This window comes from Photobacterium sp., from assembly GCF_057456235.1.
The window spans coordinates 84,712-102,749 of sequence record NZ_JBVCPH010000007.1; the positions used below are offsets into that span (position 1 = coordinate 84,712).

The window sequence follows — 18,038 nt, forward strand, 5'->3', positions numbered from 1 at the left end:
ATCGTGATCGTATCTCTCTTGGAGAAATCCAAGAACTTGCCCTCTTGGCATATCCGACCTAATTAAGGTCGGATTTTTTATTTTATCCAGTCATTTATACCAAAAAAAACCCCACCCCAGCCCTAAAACTCACATTCCATTAATACATATCAGCGTCAACTCACCAAAAGCGCAAACGATTGGCTTTCGCTCGGAATAACCCTCTTTTTATGCTCGAACGCACATTTTTAGTTCAATTTTATTCCAATAATAGATATATGCGGTACATTAACGCTCGAATAACAACTATAAAGCAATCCCCCTACAATCTATCGACAAAAGGACTGAGAAATGGCTAACTCGAAACAACACACGCTACTCGGTGAGTGTCTCGCCGAGTTTATAGGAACCGGTTTATTGATCTTCTTTGGTGTCGGCTGCGTTGCGGCACTGGTGCTGACTGGAGCAGAATTTGGCCAATGGGAAATAAGCATCATGTGGGGCTTAGGCGTCGCAATTGCCATCTACTGCACGGCGGGCGTATCAGGCGCACACATCAACCCCGCAGTCACTATCGCTTTAGCCCTGTTCCATGGGTTTGATAAGCGTAAGGTTGCCCCTTATATCGTGGCGCAACTATTTGGTGCGTTCTGCTCCGCAGCTTTAATTTACGCCCTTTACAGCAACCTCTTTACGGAATATGAAGCTACCCACCAAATTGTACGCGGCACCCAAGCCAGTCTGGCCACTGCCGGTATTTTCTCAACTTATCCGCATCCCGCGCTTTCATTCAGCGGTGCTTTTGCGGTTGAGTTCGTTATTACGGCAGTACTGATGTTCGCTATTTTAGCCATCGGCGATGAGAAAAACGGTGCGCCACGCGGCGCGATGGGTCCGCTGCTTATCGGTATCTTAATCGCTGTCATTGGTGGCTCTTTAGGTCCGCTGACTGGTTTTGCAATGAACCCAGCCCGTGACTTCGGCCCTAAATTCTTTGCCTTCCTGGCAGGCTGGGATGAAATGGCACTAACCGGAGGCAAAGACATCCCCTACCTGATTGTGCCGATCCTTGCACCAATCTGCGGTGCAGCCTTCGGGGGCTGGCTCTACCCTAAAGCCATCGAGCTTTACCTTCCTGGCAACAGATGCACCATTCCGAACCAGTGTGAAGGTGCTGACGGTCAAGAAACAGCCAACGCTTAATTACCTCTATACCCTATAATAAAAAGTTAAAGGACATTCATTATGACTGAACAAAAGTATATTGTTGCGCTTGATCAGGGTACCACCAGCTCCCGCGCCGTTGTGCTGGATCACGACGCCAATATTGTTTGTACGTCACAACGCGAATTCACCCAGATCTACCCTAAAGCCGGTTGGGTGGAACATGATCCTCTAGAAATCTATGCGACCCAAAGCTCGACTCTGGTTGAAGTTCTGGCTAAGGCGGGGATTCGTTCTGATCAGGTCGCTGGTATCGGTATTACCAACCAGCGTGAAACCACTATTGTCTGGGATAAGAACACCGGAAAACCCGTTTACAACGCCATTGTCTGGCAGTGCCGCCGTACCGCAAGCATTTGCGAAACCCTGAAAGAGCAAGGGCTGGAAGAGTATATTCGTGAGAACACCGGCCTGGTTGTTGACCCATACTTCTCAGGTACCAAAGTCAAATGGATCCTCGACAATGTTGAGGGCGCTCGCGAAGAAGCGGAAGCCGGCAACCTGTTGTTTGGTACTGTCGATACCTGGCTGATCTGGAAAATGACTCAGGGGCGCGTACATGTCACTGACTTCACCAACGCCTCACGTACCATGCTGTTTAACATCAACACCCTGCAGTGGGATGAAAAACTTCTGACGGCAATGGATATTCCGCTATCTATGATGCCGGAAGTAAAATCCTCTTCTGAAATCTACGGCCAGACCAATATCGGCGGTAAAGGCGGGACCCGTATTCCAATCTCTGGGATTGCCGGCGATCAGCAGGCGGCTCTGTTCGGCCAGATGTGTGTTGAAGCCGGTCAGGCAAAGAATACCTATGGTACCGGCTGCTTCCTGCTAATGAATACCGGTAAAGAGAAAGTCACCTCACACAACGGACTGCTGACGACCCTTGCCTGTGGCCCTAAAGGCGACGTCGCTTATGCCCTTGAAGGTGCGGTGTTTATGGGCGGTGCATCCGTTCAGTGGCTGCGTGACGAAGTTAAGCTGCTGGGTGATGCCAACGACTCTGAGTATTTCGCAGAAAAAGTGGGCAGTGCTAACGGTGTCTATGTTGTACCGGCCTTTACGGGCCTCGGCGCACCATACTGGGACCCGTATGCGCGTGGCGCCATTGTTGGCCTGACGCGTGGCGTGAATGCTAACCATATCATTCGTGCAACGCTTGAAAGCGTCGCCTACCAGACTCGTGATGTCTTAGATGCCATGCAGGCAGACTCCGGTATTAAGCTTGCGGAGCTGCGTGTTGATGGGGGCGCGGTAGCCAATAACTTCCTGATGCAGTTCCAGTCAGACGTACTGAACACTGAGGTTGATCGACCCGTCGTAACCGAAGTGACTGCGCTGGGCGCGGCTTATCTGGCTGGTCTGGCTGTTGGTTTCTGGGACAGTCTTGACGAACTGCAAGACAAAGCTAAGTTAGATCGCAAGTTCCTACCATGTGCAGATGATCAGAAACGTAACCGTCGTTACCGCGGCTGGAAACGTGCGGTTGAATGCGCGAAAGGCTGGGCACTGGAAGACGAAGAGTGATCCCGTGTTAGGGTTTTATTTAACAACGCGTTACTCAATAAAGCCTAGCCAGATCCATTAACCGGCCCATTTACGGTTCCGTTTAAAGCAAGGCCTGCAACTGCAGGCCTTTTCTTTGCACTGCTTTTTCGCCCTTCCCCCGCGGCGCAAAACAGTCGCTAAAATGCCTCGCTGTATTCGATTTGAAGAAACGCAAACGTTTCACTGTGAGCTATGATAAAATCGCCGCCAGTTGAAACACCAATCAAAGATACCTAAATATCCAAACCCACTGATTCTATTTCTGGAGTAACCATGAAGCGCGATTTAGCGATGGCATTTTCTCGTGTAACTGAAGGCGCAGCCCTGGCTGGCTACAAATGGCTTGGCCGCGGCGATAAAAACGCTGCTGACGGCGCGGCGGTAGAAGTAATGCGCACCCTTCTGAACCAAACCGAGATTGAAGGTGAAATTGTTATTGGTGAAGGTGAGATCGATGAAGCCCCTATGCTTTACATCGGTGAAAAAGTCGGAACCGGTGGTGATGCTGTCGATATCGCGGTTGACCCGATTGAAGGGACTCGCATGACGGCGATGGGACAAAATAACGCACTGGCAGTACTGGCTGCAGGTGAAAAAGGTTCATTCCTTAAAGCGCCTGATATGTACATGGAAAAGATCGTTGTAGGTCCTGGCGCTAAAGGGTGTATCGATTTGGCCTTGCCACTGATTGACAACCTGAAAAATATTGCCGACGCATTAGGTAAGACACTGGACACCCTGGTTGTTACCACACTGGCTAAACCACGCCACGACGAGACGATTGCCCATATGCAAGAGATGGGAGTACGCGTTTTTGCTTTCCCTGATGGTGATGTGGCAGCCTCTATCCTGACTTGTATGCCAGACAGCGAAGTTGACGTGATGTACTGCATTGGTGGTGCACCGGAGGGCGTGGTATCTGCCGCTGCCATTCGTGCGCTGGGCGGTGACATGAATGGCCGCCTGCTGCCTCGTCATCAGGTAAAGGGTGATAACGAGGAAAACCGCCGCTTAGGCCAAATCGAAATCGATCGCTGCCATGAAATGGGGATTGAGCCAAATATCGTGCTACGTATGGAAGACATGGCACAGAGTGACAATGTGATTTTTGCCGGTACCGGTATCACGAAAGGCGATCTGCTTGAGGGTATCAGCCGTCAGGGCAACATCGCGACCACCGAAACGCTGTTAATTCGTGGTAAGTGCCGTACGATCCGTCGTATTAAATCGACTCACTACCTGGATCGTAAAGACGAGGCGATCAAAGGGCATATTCTGTAATATCCCCCTCCAGATTACCAAGGGCGTGCTCAGGCGCGCCTTTTTTGATCCAGCAAAATATGGCAAGTTACTCTATTCTTACTAAGTAAAGCCGTTGCTTTATTTACCATGCTGGTTACATAATATAACAAACCTCCCCTCGGTGGTTTGGGTATAGCGGCAAGCAAGGAATAGACAGGTTGACATGAAAACTATAGATAAAATCCTCTATCATATGAAACGGGAAGGGGCTGTAACCGCCAAGGTGCTGGCACAGGAATTCAGCCTCACCACGATGGGGGTACGGCAGCATCTTCAGGGACTGGAGGATGACGGTTTGGTTGATTTTCAAGACGTAAAAGTCAAAGTTGGCCGGCCAACTCGACACTGGAACTTGACCGCCAAGGGACATCGCCGCTTTGCCGATCGCCATGGCGAACTCATTATTCAAATGATTGATTCTGTCGAAGATATCTTTGGCACCCAAGGCTTAAACCAAATCATAGAGCGTCGAGCGAATCAAACTTTTGAACAATACCAAAAGGCATTAGCAAGCCGTTCAACTTTAAAAGAAAAATTAGAAATACTGACTACACTGAGGGAGCAGGAAGGTTACATGGCTGAACTTCAGCAAGACGGTAACGATTTTATTTTGGTGGAAAACCACTGCCCGATTTGCCATGCCGCACTCCGCTGTCCTTCGTTATGTAAAACAGAACTCTCTGTGTTCCAGCGCCTGTTGGGTGATGAATATCAGATCGTAAGAAGTGAACACATTATTGCCGGAGAGAGACGCTGCGCTTATCGAATTCTTAGTTCTAAATAGTGAGGAGAATATTATGGCTGACTGGATCCCTGCAGAGGTAATAAACAACCGTCATTGGAACAATGACCTGTTTAGCCTGGTCTTACACGCTAACATCGAACCCTTTAAAGCCGGCCAGTTCACCAAGCTCGGCTTAGAAATCAATGGCAAAATGATCCAGCGCGCGTACTCCTTTGTCAACCCGCCGAGCGACAACCAAATCGAAATCTATGCCACCCGGGTAGCCGACGGCCTGCTCTCCCCTCGTCTTCATGCGCTTAAAGCCGGCGACACTGTATTTATTTCCGCCCGTGCCAGCGGCTATTTTACCCTCAATGAAATACCCGAGAGCGAGCACCTATGGATGCTTGCAACGGGAACCGCCATTGGCCCTTACCTGTCCATTTTACGTGAACAGGAAGTCTGGAAACGCTTCCGTAAAATTGTGTTAATCCATGCCGTTCGCTTTGCCTCTGACCTCAGCTACCAGGCTGAAATTAATGCCCTTAAAGAGCAGCATCCCGATCAGTTCATCGTCCAGCCTTTTGTCAGCCGAGAACCGGCTCCGCTGAGCTTGCCGGGACGAATTCCGCTGGCGATTGCTGATGGCATGTTAGAACGTCATGTGGGCCTTTCCCTTGAGCCAACACGCAGTCAGGTAATGCTGTGCGGCAACCCGGAAATGGTCAGAGACACCAAAGCGGCCCTGGAGGCAAGAGGACTGGTAAAAAACCTCCGTAGCAAACCCGGCCAGATCACCATGGAGCATTACTGGTAACGATCTCAAGTTATCCTGCCGTCTCATCTTGGTCCCATCTGAAATTCTCATAAATGAGTCAGCCTTGCACCCGCAGGCTGATCTACCTTAAATAAAAGAGAACAACCGCAACGATCAGCACTAAGATTAATAGTACCTGAGAGGATAACAGGCAGGGAAATCGCGATGCAGACATTACCGTCTTTTGATGAACTCAAAATAATGGCAGAAAGCAAACCAGAAGAATTGGAAGCATTACGGTTGCGCATGAGCGAAGAGATCATTGTCGGATCCAGCCCGTTGATGCAGCCTCGACTACGGGCGCAAATGAGCCATATCAACCAGGTAATAAACCGAGGTAAAAACCCCAATCACACCAATGTGCTATTGATGTCGGAGTTACAGCAGCATCTCAAGCGCTTTGCCCAGGCGCTCAATGCACCTGAAACCCTGACTGAACACCTGGCTGAAGTGAAGCCCTTCAATCGCCCCTCTCAGCCAAAGAACTGAACGTCAGCTGGTCCGGAAGATCTCCGGGGTGTATATTTATCAAACACCTAAAGCTCCGTTATACACTGACTTTCAAAAAGCACTCAGGATCCATATCTCGAATATCGATGGTTAAGCTATTAATCATACTGGCATGCTGCTCCAGAACCGACATTAAGTCCCGAGACAATTGCCGCTTCTGCTCAGGATGGCGACCCGCCAGCATGCTCAGCCCGAGATGAATAAAGGTTTTGCGATCGCCTTCTTCACCGAGCTGCCAGCTATGACAAGGATAAGAGCGGGACTTTACCGAATCCGGCTCAAACAACCCGCTGATTAACAGCGCCCGATGCAAATCTTCCAGTAACCCTTGTATATTGACACGCTCCGCAACCGGATCGGAATACTCCATCACCAAATTAGGCACAATTTCTCCTCCATGATCCCTCATCTGCTCACCACCGACGGCATAAGCTTACACGGCAAATACCTTACGTTGTGCAAAGTTTCACCTGCCAACTTACCCGATACCGAATCGATAAGCTAAGCTATTGGATGGAAACTCAGCCCGTGATCACTCTCTTTTTTGTCTGGAATAACCAGATAAAATAGTTTATTGAGGAAAAATTCGGCTTCAGGAGTTCACTTTTTAGCGGGAAAAAGGTACAACCAAACACATTAATGATTTTGAACAGTAAAAATTTCAACCAAAACTGTTATATTATTACGTAATAGTCTTTCCCAGTCCGATTAAATAACCACACATTCCGCACGTTATCGGGGTGTATCGTTACTTAATAAGATTGGTCTTAATTATTTACATTAAATTGATTTGGAGAAAAGCTATGCGCCATCCTGTAGTTATGGGTAACTGGAAGCTAAACGGTAGCAAGGAAATGGTCTCTAACCTACTTAAGGACCTTAACGCTGAACTTGAAGGCGTTACGGGTGTTGACGTTGCCGTTGCTCCACCTGCACTTTATATCGATCTTGCTGAGCGTGTGATCGCTGAAGGCGGTAACAAGATCATTCTTGGTGCCCAAAATACTGACCTGAACAACAGCGGTGCATTCACCGGTGATATGTCTCCTGCGATGCTTAAAGATTTCGGTGCAAGCCACATCATCATCGGTCACTCTGAGCGTCGTGAATACCACGCTGAGTCTGACGAGTTTGTTGCTAAGAAATTCGCATTCCTAAAAGAAAACGGCCTGACTCCTGTACTATGTATTGGTGAGTCTGAAGCACAGAACGAAGCGGGCGAAACCGTTGCCGTATGTTCACGTCAACTTGACGCTGTGATCAAAACTCAAGGCGTTGAAGCTCTTGAAGGCGCAATCATCGCTTATGAACCAATCTGGGCAATCGGAACGGGTAAAGCGGCAACAGCTGAAGATGCACAGCGTATCCACGCTCAAATCCGTGCTCACATCGCAGAGCAAAGCGAAGAAGTTGCTAAGAATGTTGTTATCCAGTACGGCGGTTCTGTTAAACCAGAAAACGCAGCAGCATACTTCGCACAGCCAGACATCGACGGAGCTCTGGTTGGCGGTGCCGCTCTTGACGCGAAAAGCTTTGCAGCTATTGCAAAAGCAGCAGCTGAAGCCAAAAAATAATACCGCTTTTAAGCGATAGTTATTTTCAAAGGCCACCTTCGGGTGGTCTTTTTGTCTCCGTATCGAGTGTCGCGGCTCGCGTTACTCGGCTCTGAGCCTAAAAAAAGCCGACTCGGTGAGTCGGTTTTTTATATATCAGCTTAAGCGATTAAATGCTTGCTTAGAACAGCTTATCCGCGAGTTCGTAAAGATCTTTACGGACCGGACGCTTCATATTTTCAATCGCATCGATGATGTCGTGGTGAACCATTTTTTCGTTCTGGATCCCCACACAACGACCACCTTCGCCTTTAATTAACAGCTCAACAGCATAAGCTCCCATACGAGAAGCTAGGATACGGTCAAATGCCGTAGGCTGACCACCACGCTGAATATGACCCAGTACGGTGGCACGGGTTTCACGGCCAGTTTCATCTTCAATGTACTTAGCCAGTTCATTCGCGTCAGTCATCAGCTCTGTGATCGCGATGATGGCGTGCTTCTTACCTTTGTAGATACCTTCTTTGATCTTCGCCAGCAACTGCTCTTTATGCAGGCCAGTTTCAGGCGTGATGATGTATTCACAACCACCCGCAATCGCAGACATCAGAGTCAAATCACCACAGTGACGCCCCATTACCTCAACAATAGAGATACGCTGGTGAGAAGACGATGTATCACGCAGACGGTCAATCGCGTCGATTACCGTATTAAGAGCCGTCAGATAACCGATTGTGTAATCAGTACCGGCAACATCGTTATCAATGGTACCCGGGATGCCGATGCATGGGTAACCCATCTCTGTCAGCTTCTTCGCCCCCATATAAGAGCCATCACCACCGATAACAACCAAGGCATCGATACCGTGAATCTTCAGGTTTTCGATCGCCTGAGCACGTACTTTTTCATCTTTAAACTCAGGAAAACGTGCTGAACCAAGGAAAGTCCCTCCCTTGTTGATCACGTCTGATACACTTGTGCGAGTTAGCTTTTGGATACGGTTCTGGTGGAGGCCCTGATAGCCGTCATAGACACCGTAAACTTCCAGGCCTTCTGATAACGCAACACGTACCACACCGCGAACCGCTGCATTCATACCAGGTGCGTCACCACCACTGGTCAAAACACCAATCTTCTTAATCATGGTTACCCTCTGACTTTGGGAATTGAAAAATCAAATCCGGCACGAGTTACCGAGGTTCCCCCTCTCGGCACCATAAGCGGTTTGACCGACTCATGCTCGCGTAAACTGTAACTTTCCTACTAATGTAGGAGTATTACAATTTTGATAATAAATTTTGTTGATTCATATCACGATCACTTCGGACTGAGGTCAATTGCAATATGAAATAAAACCGCCAGCAGTAGGATTGACAACTAACCTAAAAAACGCGATCCAACCGGATGGCTGGTTTCTTAAGTATATATTCTGTCGCCAAAGCCACCAGTAAAGCGTTAACAACAGGCGGTAACCGTGGGTACATCCATGCTCACCACACAATATTGACAAGCGCTTACGGGACAAACCTATGCGTATCTACTGCTTAATATCCCGCAGTATAGCTGTTTTGTGATGAAAATTAATAACAAAAAAAGTTTGTTGTGGTAATTAAGATAAACAAAAAAGACATTTGATAAACACAAAAAAGCCGCAACACGGGTTGCAGCTTCATTATCAGTATGGACCCACTTTCGTTTTTACTGGTTTTTTTCTGCCCAGCGCGCTTCACATTTAGCCCTGCGTTCTGACTGCAGCTGCTTATATTTTTCTTTCTGCTCTGGGGTCAGAATATTCAGCATTTTGTGACGATTTTCTAACATCGCCATACGCTGCTCTGCTTGTTCGCCAGACATCTTTTCGGCCAACTCCCGCACCGCGACATCATCAAAATTGTCAGCCAGCAGCAAAGCTTGCATTTGATCATGATTCGCCTGCATTGCCGCCCGCAGGCCCTGACGCTGCGTCATCATCGCGGATCTATTTGCTCCACGAAGTGATTTCACTTCATCTTGCTGGGCATCGGTCAGAGCCAGCGCGCGGAAAACTTGTCGCCCACCTTGTATATCACAAGCGTTATGTTTACCGCCGTTATGACCACTACCGCCGTACGCCAGTACTGACGCAGAGCCAAGTGTCAGTGGCAGTGCAATCGCCATGACCAGTGCTTTTTTGAATGTCATCATAATGTTCTTCTCCAAGTGACCTTAACCGGTATGTCATTAGCGTACGCCTTGTAAGGTAAAGTGCTGTCGAATGAACGTAAAACTGCGTAAAGCTTACTCACATTAACTTGGCTGTTAGTGAGAGTTCAGAGATACTGTCATTAAGCGTGTCACGTCATTAATGGCATGTATTTATAGCGAAACGAAAGGCGTAAGTATGGCAAAGATTCTATTGGTCGATGACGATACCGAGCTCACCTCTCTGTTAACCGACATCCTGGAAATGGAAGGTTTTGAGGTCATTGAGGCCAATAATGGCGAAGAAGGCTTGTTAAAAGCAGATAGCAGCGTCGATCTTATCTTGCTCGATGTGATGATGCCGAAAATGAACGGTACTGAAATGCTGCGAAAATTAAGAGAAAGCCATACCACACCGGTATTAATGCTGACAGCAAAGGGCGAAGAGATCGATCGGGTCATCGGGCTGGAGCTGGGGGCTGATGACTATTTGCCGAAACCGTTCAGTGATCGGGAACTGCTGGCACGAATGCGTGCGATTTTACGCCGATCTCAAAGCGCCGCCAATGACACCCGCTCTAGCGCACCGGAATGTTTACTCTATCAGGATATTAAGATCTATCCGGGCCGACAGGAAGTCTTCTGCCGTGAACGTTCGATTGAGATGACAGGCACTGAGCTTGCCTTACTCAGTTATTTTATCCAGCATCCGGGGAAAATCATTGCCAAAACGGAACTCAGTATTGAGGTGCTGGGTAAACGTCTTGCACAATTTGACCGTGCCCTGGATATGCATGTCTCCAATCTGAGAAGGAAACTCCCCGAGCGGGCTGACGGCAAACCGCGGATTAAAACCTTGCGGGGAAAAGGCTACCTGCTGGTTGAGGAGATTTAATGCGATTACCGGGCTTTTCGAGTTTATACGGCCGTATCTTTGCTGTTTTCTGGCTGACACTGTTGATTGTCGTGGTAACGATTGTGCTGCTACCCAACCTGGACCCCCGGGCGCAGCATACCATTGGGGAACGGCATCTTGGACGGATGCAAAGCTCGGCACAAGAGATCTCTCAACAGCTACGTAATGAAAACGGCCCGCTGCAAAGTAAACTGCAGCGCTTTACCGAGCGGGATCGCCACCAAGGCCTTCAGATCTATTTCACCACCACCGACGGCGAAATTATTACCCCTCACGGCCATAATAAGGCTCTGCGAAATTTTATTACCATTGCCGATGATCCCGCCAGCCCCAAACAAAGGTTGTACGGCCGCAGAATGATAGCGGGCCCCTTTGCGGTTACTGACCAACAACAAACCGCCCTGATGTATGTCGCCCGAATCTGGCGTCAGCCTCCTCCCTTTTTCGTCCAGATCCTGGATAAACCCTTCCCGCTCCTGCTGGTGACCATGCTGGTCAGCACCCCGTTGCTGCTATGGCTGGCATGGGCGATCAGTATTCCGGCCCGGCGCTTACAGCAAGCTGCTGAGCGCGTGGCGACGGGGCAGTTTAAAGCCGATCCGACGCTGGAAACCGGCCCGACAGAATTTAAGCAGGCCGGGGCGAGCTTTAACCAGATGGTGCAGGCCATTAACCAGATGATCAATGGCCAGCAACGCCTGCTCTCAGATATCTCACATGAACTTCGATCGCCTCTGACCCGCCTGCGCATGGCCACCGCACTGGCCCAGCGCAAGCAAGGGAAAAGCAAAGAGCTGAGCCGTGTTGATACGGAGGCAGAGCGACTGGAAAAAATGATCAGTGAATTGCTGGAGCTGTCCCGTATGCAGCTCACCAGCCATGAACATCAGCAAGCCACTGATGCCAGCAGCCTGTGGGATGAGATGCTGGAAGATGCCCGCTTTGAAGCTGAACAGAACCACAAAACATTTACCTGCGACACGCTTGAGAAGTGGCCGCTCAGTGGCAGTCCGAACTTGCTGATCAGTGCCTTGGAAAATGTCGTTCGTAATGCGATAAAGTACTGCAATGATGAGGTCACCGTCCATTTCAGCGAACAAAACGACATGCTACATATCGTCATTGACGATAATGGCGAAGGCGTGCCAGACGATGAACTGGATCGCATCTTCCGCCCCTTCTATCGGGTTTCAACCGCCCGAGACCGCAGCAGTGGAGGGACGGGGTTAGGACTGGCTATCACTGAAAGTGCTATTCGGCTGCATAACGGCACCATCACTGCCTGCCGCAGCCCATTCGGCGGATTGCAAGTAACCATCAGACTGCCACTGAACCGCTAGCGTGTGACTAAGCTCGAACTTGGTGAATAAGAGTAACAAGTAAACAATTTGCTTGTTACTCCCACCCTTGTCACAATAACCCAAATTTCCAGCAGCGCGCCTTCTAAAAAATATGTTTAATATTGCCCTTTACGAACCTGAGATCGCCCCTAACACCGGGAATATTATCCGGTTATGCGCAAATTGCGGTGCAAACCTACACCTGATTGAGCCTTTAGGTTTTGATTTGGAAGAGAAAAAATTGCGTCGTGCCGGTCTGGACTATCATGATCTGGCCCATGTCCATCGACATAAGGATTTTACCGCGTTCATGGCAGCGATGGCTGGCCGCCGGTTGTTTGCGTGTACCACGAAAACCACTAACTACCATACCAATGCCCAATTTTCAGAAGGCGACGTCTTGATCTTCGGCCCTGAAACCCGTGGATTGCCGGCAGAATTTATTGCAAGCTTGCCGCTTGAACAGCGTCTGCGTATTCCCATGCACCCTGACAGCCGTAGCCTGAACCTGTCCAATGCAGCGGCCATCATTGGCTATGAGGCATGGCGCCAATTGGGATTTAAAGGTTCGGTCTAAAAGGGGCGTGTATGAGTGACGAGAAGCGAGCGTAACTCGCCTCTCGTCTCTGGTTTATATCCCGTCACCCGCAATAAAGGTCTTGTCACTGCCATTAAATTGTTGGTCCATATCCATCGATGGCTTAGCACTGCTCGGGCGCCCCACAATTTTGGCCGGCACACCCGCGACCGTGGTGTGTGGCGGCACCGGATTGAGAACCACAGAACAGGAGCCGATTTTGGCCCCTTCCCCGACTTCGATATTTCCCAGTACTTTGGCGCCGGCACCAATCATCACCCCTTCACGGATCTTCGGATGACGGTCGCCACTTTCTTTACCGGTACCGCCGAGTGTGACGCCCTGAAGGATCGAGACATCATTTTCGATCACTGCGGTTTCACCCACTACGATACCGGTAGCATGGTCAAACATAATGCCCTGACCAATCGTCGCCGCCGGGTGCACGTCGACCTGACAGGTCACTGAGATCTGGTTTTGCAAATACACGGCCAAGGCGACACGATCATGCTTCCACAACCAGTTCGCAACACGGTAGCCCTGCAAGGCGTGATACCCTTTAAGATACAACAGAGGGATTGAATACATGTCTATCGCAGGGTCACGCTCGACCACCGCCCGGATATCACAGGCGGCCGATTCTGTGATCATGCAATCGGCCGCGAAGGCTTCCTCAATCACCTCACGAACAGCCATCGCCGGCATCGATGGGGTGGCCAGTTTATTGGCCAGAATATAACTCAGTGCTGAGGCTAAGTTATCATGCTTAATAATCGTCGCATGATAAAAGCTGGCTAACATCGGCTCTTGTTCTGACTGCTCTCTCGCTTCTTGCTTGATGGCCTGCCAGACCTCATGTTGTTGACATTCCCTCACATCGCCCTCTGCTTATCTATTTAATAATCTCGTAATAACTCATACTGTCAGCATAATCATCTGAACAAACAGAGAATGGTGCTGATTGGTGTCACCATGACCTTTTAACTTTAACGGGCTTAGAAAAAAAAACAACGCGTGCTTTTCAGCCCACGTTGCTTTTACTAACGAAGTAGCGATGCAAAATAGCCGCTATTCGAATTTTTTCTCACGAGCCAGCAAGTCTTTCGCGGCTTCCCGGGCATCTTTACCTTGATACAGTACCTGATATATCTGCTCGGAAATCGGCATCTCAACACCATAACGCTGAGCGAGGGCCCAGACTTCTTTGGTGTTGCGGTACCCTTCGACGACCTGACCAATATCGATTTGAGCCTGCTCGACCGACTTACCCTGCCCCAGCGCCAGCCCAAAGCGGCGGTTACGGGATTGGTTATCGGTACAAGTCAGTACCAAATCGCCGAGTCCCGCCATCCCCATAAAGGTTTCCGGCTGGGCACCCAGCGCAGCACCAAGACGACACATCTCCGCCAGGCCGCGGGTGATCAACGCAGTACGGGCATTGGCACCAAAGCCGATGCCGTCAGACATACCGGCACCAATTGCAATGACGTTTTTGACGGCGCCACCCAACTGCATACCAATAAAATCGGAATTGCTGTAGACACGAAACGTTTTGCTGCAGTGGATCTTCTCCTGAAGATCACGCACAAACGCATCATCCGGAGATGAAACCGCAATCGCGGTCGGCATACCCGCCGCCAGCTCTTTCGCAAAGGTCGGACCGGATAAAACGGCTAATGGCACCTTATCACCCAGCACCTCAACCGCAACGTCCTTCAGCAGGCGTCCGGTTTCAGGCTCCAGTCCCTTGGTGGCCCAACAGATACGTGAATCATCACGCAGGAAAGGTTTTACGTTAGTCAGTACCTCGCCAAAGACATGGCTGGGTACGACAACCAGTAAATCACGGCTTGCCTGTACGGCAGCTTCCAAGTCCGCTGAGATAATCAGCGACTCAGGAAACGGTACACCTGGCAAAAACGCTTCATTGGCACGATCCATTTCCAGCTGTGCCATGTGCTCCGGCTCATGCCCCCATAAGATGATATTGGCACCATTACGGGCAAGAGAAATGGCCAGCGAGGTACCGTACGAGCCGGCACCGAGTACGGTCATTGTGATCGCATTGTTCGTCGCGTTCTGATTCATATCGGCTTATAGTCGTGATTAAGCTTCAGTGCTTGTGGTATTAGGCTCAGCTTTATTGGCTTCAGCCTGATTTTGCAGGTAGTTCATGAACAGTGCGTCAAAGTTAACCGGCGCCAGGTTCAATTGTGGGAACGTCCCTTTCACAACAAGGCTGGAAATGGTTTCACGTGCATACGGGAACAGGATATTCGGGCAGAATGCACCCAGGCAATGTGCTAGCTGAGATGCTTCCATGCCTGCTACAGTGAAAATACCGGCCTGCTGAACTTCACATAGGAACGCCGTATCTTCAGCATTCTTCACAGTTACAGTAAGACGTAACACAACTTCGAAAGTACCTTCGCCTAATTCACGGCTTTGGGTATCAAGATCCAGTTTCACATCCGGCTTCCACTCTTTCTGGAACATGTCCGGTGAGTTAGGTGCCTCGAAAGAAACATCTTTCAGGAATACACGCTGGATCTGGAAGTTTTGTTGTGCTTCGTTGTTTGCTGCTTCAGCCATCTTTGAGTCCTTTTATCTTTACAATCTCATCACATGAGATGATTCATACATTCGCAACGGTGGCCTGAAAGCATCACAAGCTGCGAAAATTATTAACGATAACCTGATGTTACTTCCTGCCAGTTACTTCTTACCTTTGCTGCGGATAAGTGGCAGATTGGCTTCATTCCAGGAAATCAGACCGTCTTTTAGCAGGTTAACGTTTTCAAAACCGGCTTTACTCAGCAGATTTGCGCTCTCTTGCCCTGTCTGACCTGTTTTACATACCACAATGATTGGGGCCGATTTGTATTTTTCAAGATCAGTAATATTCTGTTCTTTAATTTGGCTTGGCAAAATGTGAAGTGCGCCAGCAATATGGCCCTGGCGATACTCGTCTCGAGAGCGAATATCGATAAACACACCATTTTCGCGATTGACCAATACCGTCGCCTCGTTAGGCGCCACCACGGTGTAGCTAGCGGCCTTTTGCTTCACAACTGACGCAATGATCGCCACAACCAGGCCAACCCAGGCAAGGGATAAAATAGGATTACTTGTAACAAAATCTATATATTGCTGCATGACTTTCGCTCTATATACCTAAAACTAAACATCCAAGAGTAGGGCTAAACTCGGCTCAAAAAGGAATCTGAGTATACCTGCGTCGCCTGCCTTGTAACAGCAGCAGTCCACAATTCCGCGCACTGGCTCACTTGCTCCCGTGCTCATATACCCAAACCACGCCAAGTTGCAGGATTCATTGGCTTTTAGGCAAGGCAGGCATTTTTATGAAGAGTGGTTCCTTTAAAAAACACCTAACGAATAATAAAAGCCAGTGATACTCGCCCTTCGGGCGCTTGTCTGGAAATGAAGTCAGTGTTAAACGAGATTGGCATAGAGGGCTAGACCTTTACTCGCTTACCTTGAACATCATCCCCTGAGGTAGCTCTGAACCAAGCAACCTGAGGCAGTTTGGGTATAGTATAAGAGGTAAACAAGCTCCTACCAATCAATGAAATAGAAAAAACTGTGACGCAGGGCTTACACTCAGAGCAATAAATGAATATATTTTATGTAGGAAGATAACAATTTATTGACAACATTGTTTGATCTTACCCTACAGTTTATGGCAATAGTTGTAGTAAAATTACAATCTTCCATACCCATTGCCTGAAACATTTTCCGTAACATCAGATGTTTAATGTAATTGGTATCAGATTTTTAACTTATGAGAGGACAACCTATGTCTGCTAAAAAGCCACTGGCTTTAGTGATCCTGGATGGCTGGGGCTATCGCGAAGACAATGAAAACAATGCAATTGCAAACGCTCAGACACCAGTAATGGACGCTCTGATTGCAAACGAAGCAAACACACTGATCTCAGCCTCCGGCTTGGATGTCGGTCTTCCTGATGGTCAGATGGGTAACTCTGAAGTTGGTCATACTAACATCGGTGCCGGTCGCGTGGTTTATCAAGATCTGACTCGTATTACTAAGTCTATTGCTGACGGTGACTTCTTCGAAAACGAAGCGCTGGTTAATGCCATGGATAAAGCAATTCAGGCCGGAAAAGCGGTTCACATCATGGGCCTGATGTCGCCGGGTGGCGTTCACAGCCACGAAGACCACATTGCCGCAGCTATCGAAATGGCCGCAAAGCGCGGGGCAGAAAAAATCTATCTGCATAGCTTCCTGGATGGTCGTGATACTCCGCCGCGTAGCGCACAGGCATCACTGGAGCGTTTCGATGCACTATTTGCAAAGCTGGGCAAAGGTCGTACGGCTTCCCTGATTGGCCGTTACTACGCCATGGACCGCGACAACAACTGGGATCGTGTCGAGGTTGCCTATAATCTGCTAACAGCAGCGAAAGCTGAGTTCACGGTTGATTCTGCGGTTGCGGGCCTGACAGATGCTTACACCCGTGATGAAAATGATGAGTTCGTTAAAGCAACTGAAATCCGTGCTAAAGGCCAGGAAGCGGCAATCATGGCGGATGGCGATGCGGTTATCTTCATGAACTACCGTGCTGACCGTGCTCGTGAAATCACCCGTGCTTTTGAAGCCGATTTTACCAGCTTTGAACGTGCACAAACGCCGGCATTGGCTGATTTCGTGATGCTGACTCAGTACGCTGCAAACATTAACCTTCCAGCAGCGTTTCCACCGGCAAGCCTGGAAAACACTTTGGGTGAATGGCTGTCGAAGAAAGGCAAAAAGCAGCTACGTATTTCAGAAACAGAGAAATACGCTCACGTGACTTTCTTCTTCAACGGCGGTGTGGAAGACGAATTTGACGGTGAGACACGCTCACTGGTCGCTTCACCAAAAGTTGCCACCTACGATCTCCAGCCAGAAATGAGTTCGCCAGAGCTGACCGAGAAGCTGGTTGCCGCAATCAAAAGCGGCGAATTCGATACCATTATCTGTAACTACCCGAATGGCGACATGGTTGGCCACACGGGCGTATACGACGCGGCAGTTAAAGCCTGTGAAGCGCTTGATAGCTGTATTGGTCAGGTTGTCGAAGCGATTAAATCTGTCGATGGCCAGCTGTTAATCACCGCGGATCACGGTAACGCTGAAATGATGATCAACCCTGAGACCGGTGGTATTCATACCGCGCATACCAGCCTGCCGGTACCGCTGATTTATGTGGGCAACAAAGACCTGACTCTGAAAGACGGCGGAAAACTGTCTGACTTAGCACCAACCATGCTTAGCCTGTCAGATCTCGAAATCCCAGCAGAGATGACTGGTCAGGTTCTGTTTGATCTGAAATAATC

18 protein-coding genes are annotated in these 18,038 nt (G+C 49.1%); 11 read left to right on the forward strand and 7 right to left on the reverse strand.

Translation table 11 applies throughout. The features are described from left to right. The first annotated feature begins 330 nt into the window (after positions 1-330). From AC2204_RS09875 to AC2204_RS09900, 6 genes are all read left to right on the forward strand, one after another. Positions 331-1,182 (forward strand): MIP/aquaporin family protein, encoded by an 852-nt coding sequence (locus tag AC2204_RS09875; RefSeq protein ID WP_318925329.1) that lies wholly within the window; start codon positions 331-333, stop codon positions 1,180-1,182. A gap of 42 nt (positions 1,183-1,224) precedes the next feature. Further along, on the forward strand, positions 1,225-2,736 hold the full coding sequence (gene glpK, locus AC2204_RS09880) for a glycerol kinase GlpK (protein ID WP_318925330.1): 1,512 nt from the start codon (positions 1,225-1,227) through the stop codon (positions 2,734-2,736). Positions 2,737-3,030: 294 nt separating this feature from the next. Beyond that, positions 3,031-4,038, forward strand: a complete 1,008-nt coding sequence (gene glpX, locus AC2204_RS09885; protein WP_318925331.1) for a class II fructose-bisphosphatase — start codon at positions 3,031-3,033, stop codon at positions 4,036-4,038. 184 nt (positions 4,039-4,222) lie between these two features. Continuing rightward, positions 4,223-4,843: a helix-turn-helix transcriptional regulator gene (locus AC2204_RS09890; protein WP_318925332.1), complete on the forward strand. Its 621-nt coding sequence runs from the start codon at positions 4,223-4,225 to the stop codon at positions 4,841-4,843. A gap of 13 nt (positions 4,844-4,856) precedes the next feature. Further along, on the forward strand, positions 4,857-5,600 hold the full coding sequence (locus tag AC2204_RS09895; protein WP_318925333.1) for a ferredoxin--NADP reductase: 744 nt from the start codon (positions 4,857-4,859) through the stop codon (positions 5,598-5,600). Positions 5,601-5,765: 165 nt separating this feature from the next. Further along, positions 5,766-6,089, forward strand: a complete 324-nt coding sequence (locus AC2204_RS09900) for a DUF3135 domain-containing protein (RefSeq protein WP_318925334.1) — start codon at positions 5,766-5,768, stop codon at positions 6,087-6,089. 58 nt (positions 6,090-6,147) lie between these two features. Here the strand turns inward: AC2204_RS09900 and AC2204_RS09905 are convergent, their stop codons facing one another. Next, positions 6,148-6,495 carry a 5-carboxymethyl-2-hydroxymuconate Delta-isomerase gene (locus AC2204_RS09905; RefSeq protein WP_318925335.1) on the reverse strand — a complete coding sequence of 116 codons (348 nt, stop codon included), beginning with the start codon at positions 6,493-6,495 and terminating at the stop codon, positions 6,148-6,150. A gap of 418 nt (positions 6,496-6,913) precedes the next feature. Between AC2204_RS09905 and tpiA the strand changes: the two genes are divergently transcribed. Then, positions 6,914-7,684: a triose-phosphate isomerase gene (gene tpiA, locus AC2204_RS09910; RefSeq protein WP_318925336.1), complete on the forward strand. Its 771-nt coding sequence runs from the start codon at positions 6,914-6,916 to the stop codon at positions 7,682-7,684. 160 nt (positions 7,685-7,844) lie between these two features. Here the strand turns inward: tpiA and pfkA are convergent, their stop codons facing one another. Both pfkA and AC2204_RS09920 read right to left on the reverse strand, forming a co-directional pair. After that, on the reverse strand, positions 7,845-8,807 hold the full coding sequence (gene pfkA / locus AC2204_RS09915) for a 6-phosphofructokinase (RefSeq protein WP_318925337.1): 963 nt from the start codon (positions 8,805-8,807) through the stop codon (positions 7,845-7,847). Positions 8,808-9,361: 554 nt separating this feature from the next. After that, positions 9,362-9,847: a CpxP family protein gene (locus AC2204_RS09920; protein ID WP_318925338.1), complete on the reverse strand. Its 486-nt coding sequence runs from the start codon at positions 9,845-9,847 to the stop codon at positions 9,362-9,364. 196 nt (positions 9,848-10,043) lie between these two features. On the opposite strand from AC2204_RS09920, the gene AC2204_RS09925 reads away from it, so the two are divergent. The 3 genes from AC2204_RS09925 to trmL all read left to right on the forward strand — a co-directional run bounded on the left by AC2204_RS09925 (position 10,044) and on the right by trmL (position 12,677). Next, the gene (locus AC2204_RS09925; RefSeq protein WP_318925339.1) at positions 10,044-10,739 is read left to right on the forward strand and encodes a response regulator; all 696 of its coding nucleotides are present in this window, start codon (positions 10,044-10,046) and stop codon (positions 10,737-10,739) included. Next, complete coding sequence (gene cpxA / locus AC2204_RS09930; RefSeq protein WP_318925340.1) at positions 10,739-12,100, forward strand: envelope stress sensor histidine kinase CpxA; 1,362 nt, start codon at positions 10,739-10,741, stop codon at positions 12,098-12,100. Before AC2204_RS09925 ends, cpxA begins: the two co-directional genes overlap by 1 nt. Positions 12,101-12,212: 112 nt before the next feature. Beyond that, positions 12,213-12,677, forward strand: coding sequence for a tRNA (uridine(34)/cytosine(34)/5-carboxymethylaminomethyluridine(34)-2'-O)-methyltransferase TrmL (gene trmL, locus AC2204_RS09935; protein WP_318925341.1), 465 nt, complete (start codon positions 12,213-12,215; stop codon positions 12,675-12,677). 54 nt (positions 12,678-12,731) lie between these two features. On the opposite strand, the gene cysE is transcribed toward trmL, so the two are convergent. The 4 genes from cysE to AC2204_RS09955 form a co-directional block, all read right to left on the reverse strand. Next, positions 12,732-13,553, reverse strand: a complete 822-nt coding sequence (cysE, locus tag AC2204_RS09940) for a serine O-acetyltransferase (protein WP_318925342.1) — start codon at positions 13,551-13,553, stop codon at positions 12,732-12,734. 192 nt (positions 13,554-13,745) lie between these two features. Further along, on the reverse strand, positions 13,746-14,765 hold the full coding sequence (gene gpsA, locus AC2204_RS09945; RefSeq protein ID WP_318925343.1) for an NAD(P)H-dependent glycerol-3-phosphate dehydrogenase: 1,020 nt from the start codon (positions 14,763-14,765) through the stop codon (positions 13,746-13,748). Between the two features lie 18 nt (positions 14,766-14,783). Further along, positions 14,784-15,269, reverse strand: coding sequence for a protein-export chaperone SecB (secB, locus tag AC2204_RS09950; RefSeq protein ID WP_318925344.1), 486 nt, complete (start codon positions 15,267-15,269; stop codon positions 14,784-14,786). A gap of 123 nt (positions 15,270-15,392) precedes the next feature. Beyond that, a complete protein-coding gene (locus tag AC2204_RS09955; protein WP_318925345.1) occupies positions 15,393-15,833 on the reverse strand; it encodes a rhodanese-like domain-containing protein in 441 nt (146 codons plus the stop codon). A 661-nt stretch (positions 15,834-16,494) separates the two neighbouring features. Between AC2204_RS09955 and gpmM the strand changes: the two genes are divergently transcribed. Continuing rightward, positions 16,495-18,036, forward strand: a complete 1,542-nt coding sequence (gene gpmM, locus AC2204_RS09960; protein WP_318925346.1) for a 2,3-bisphosphoglycerate-independent phosphoglycerate mutase — start codon at positions 16,495-16,497, stop codon at positions 18,034-18,036. Positions 18,037-18,038: the final 2 nt, after the last annotated feature.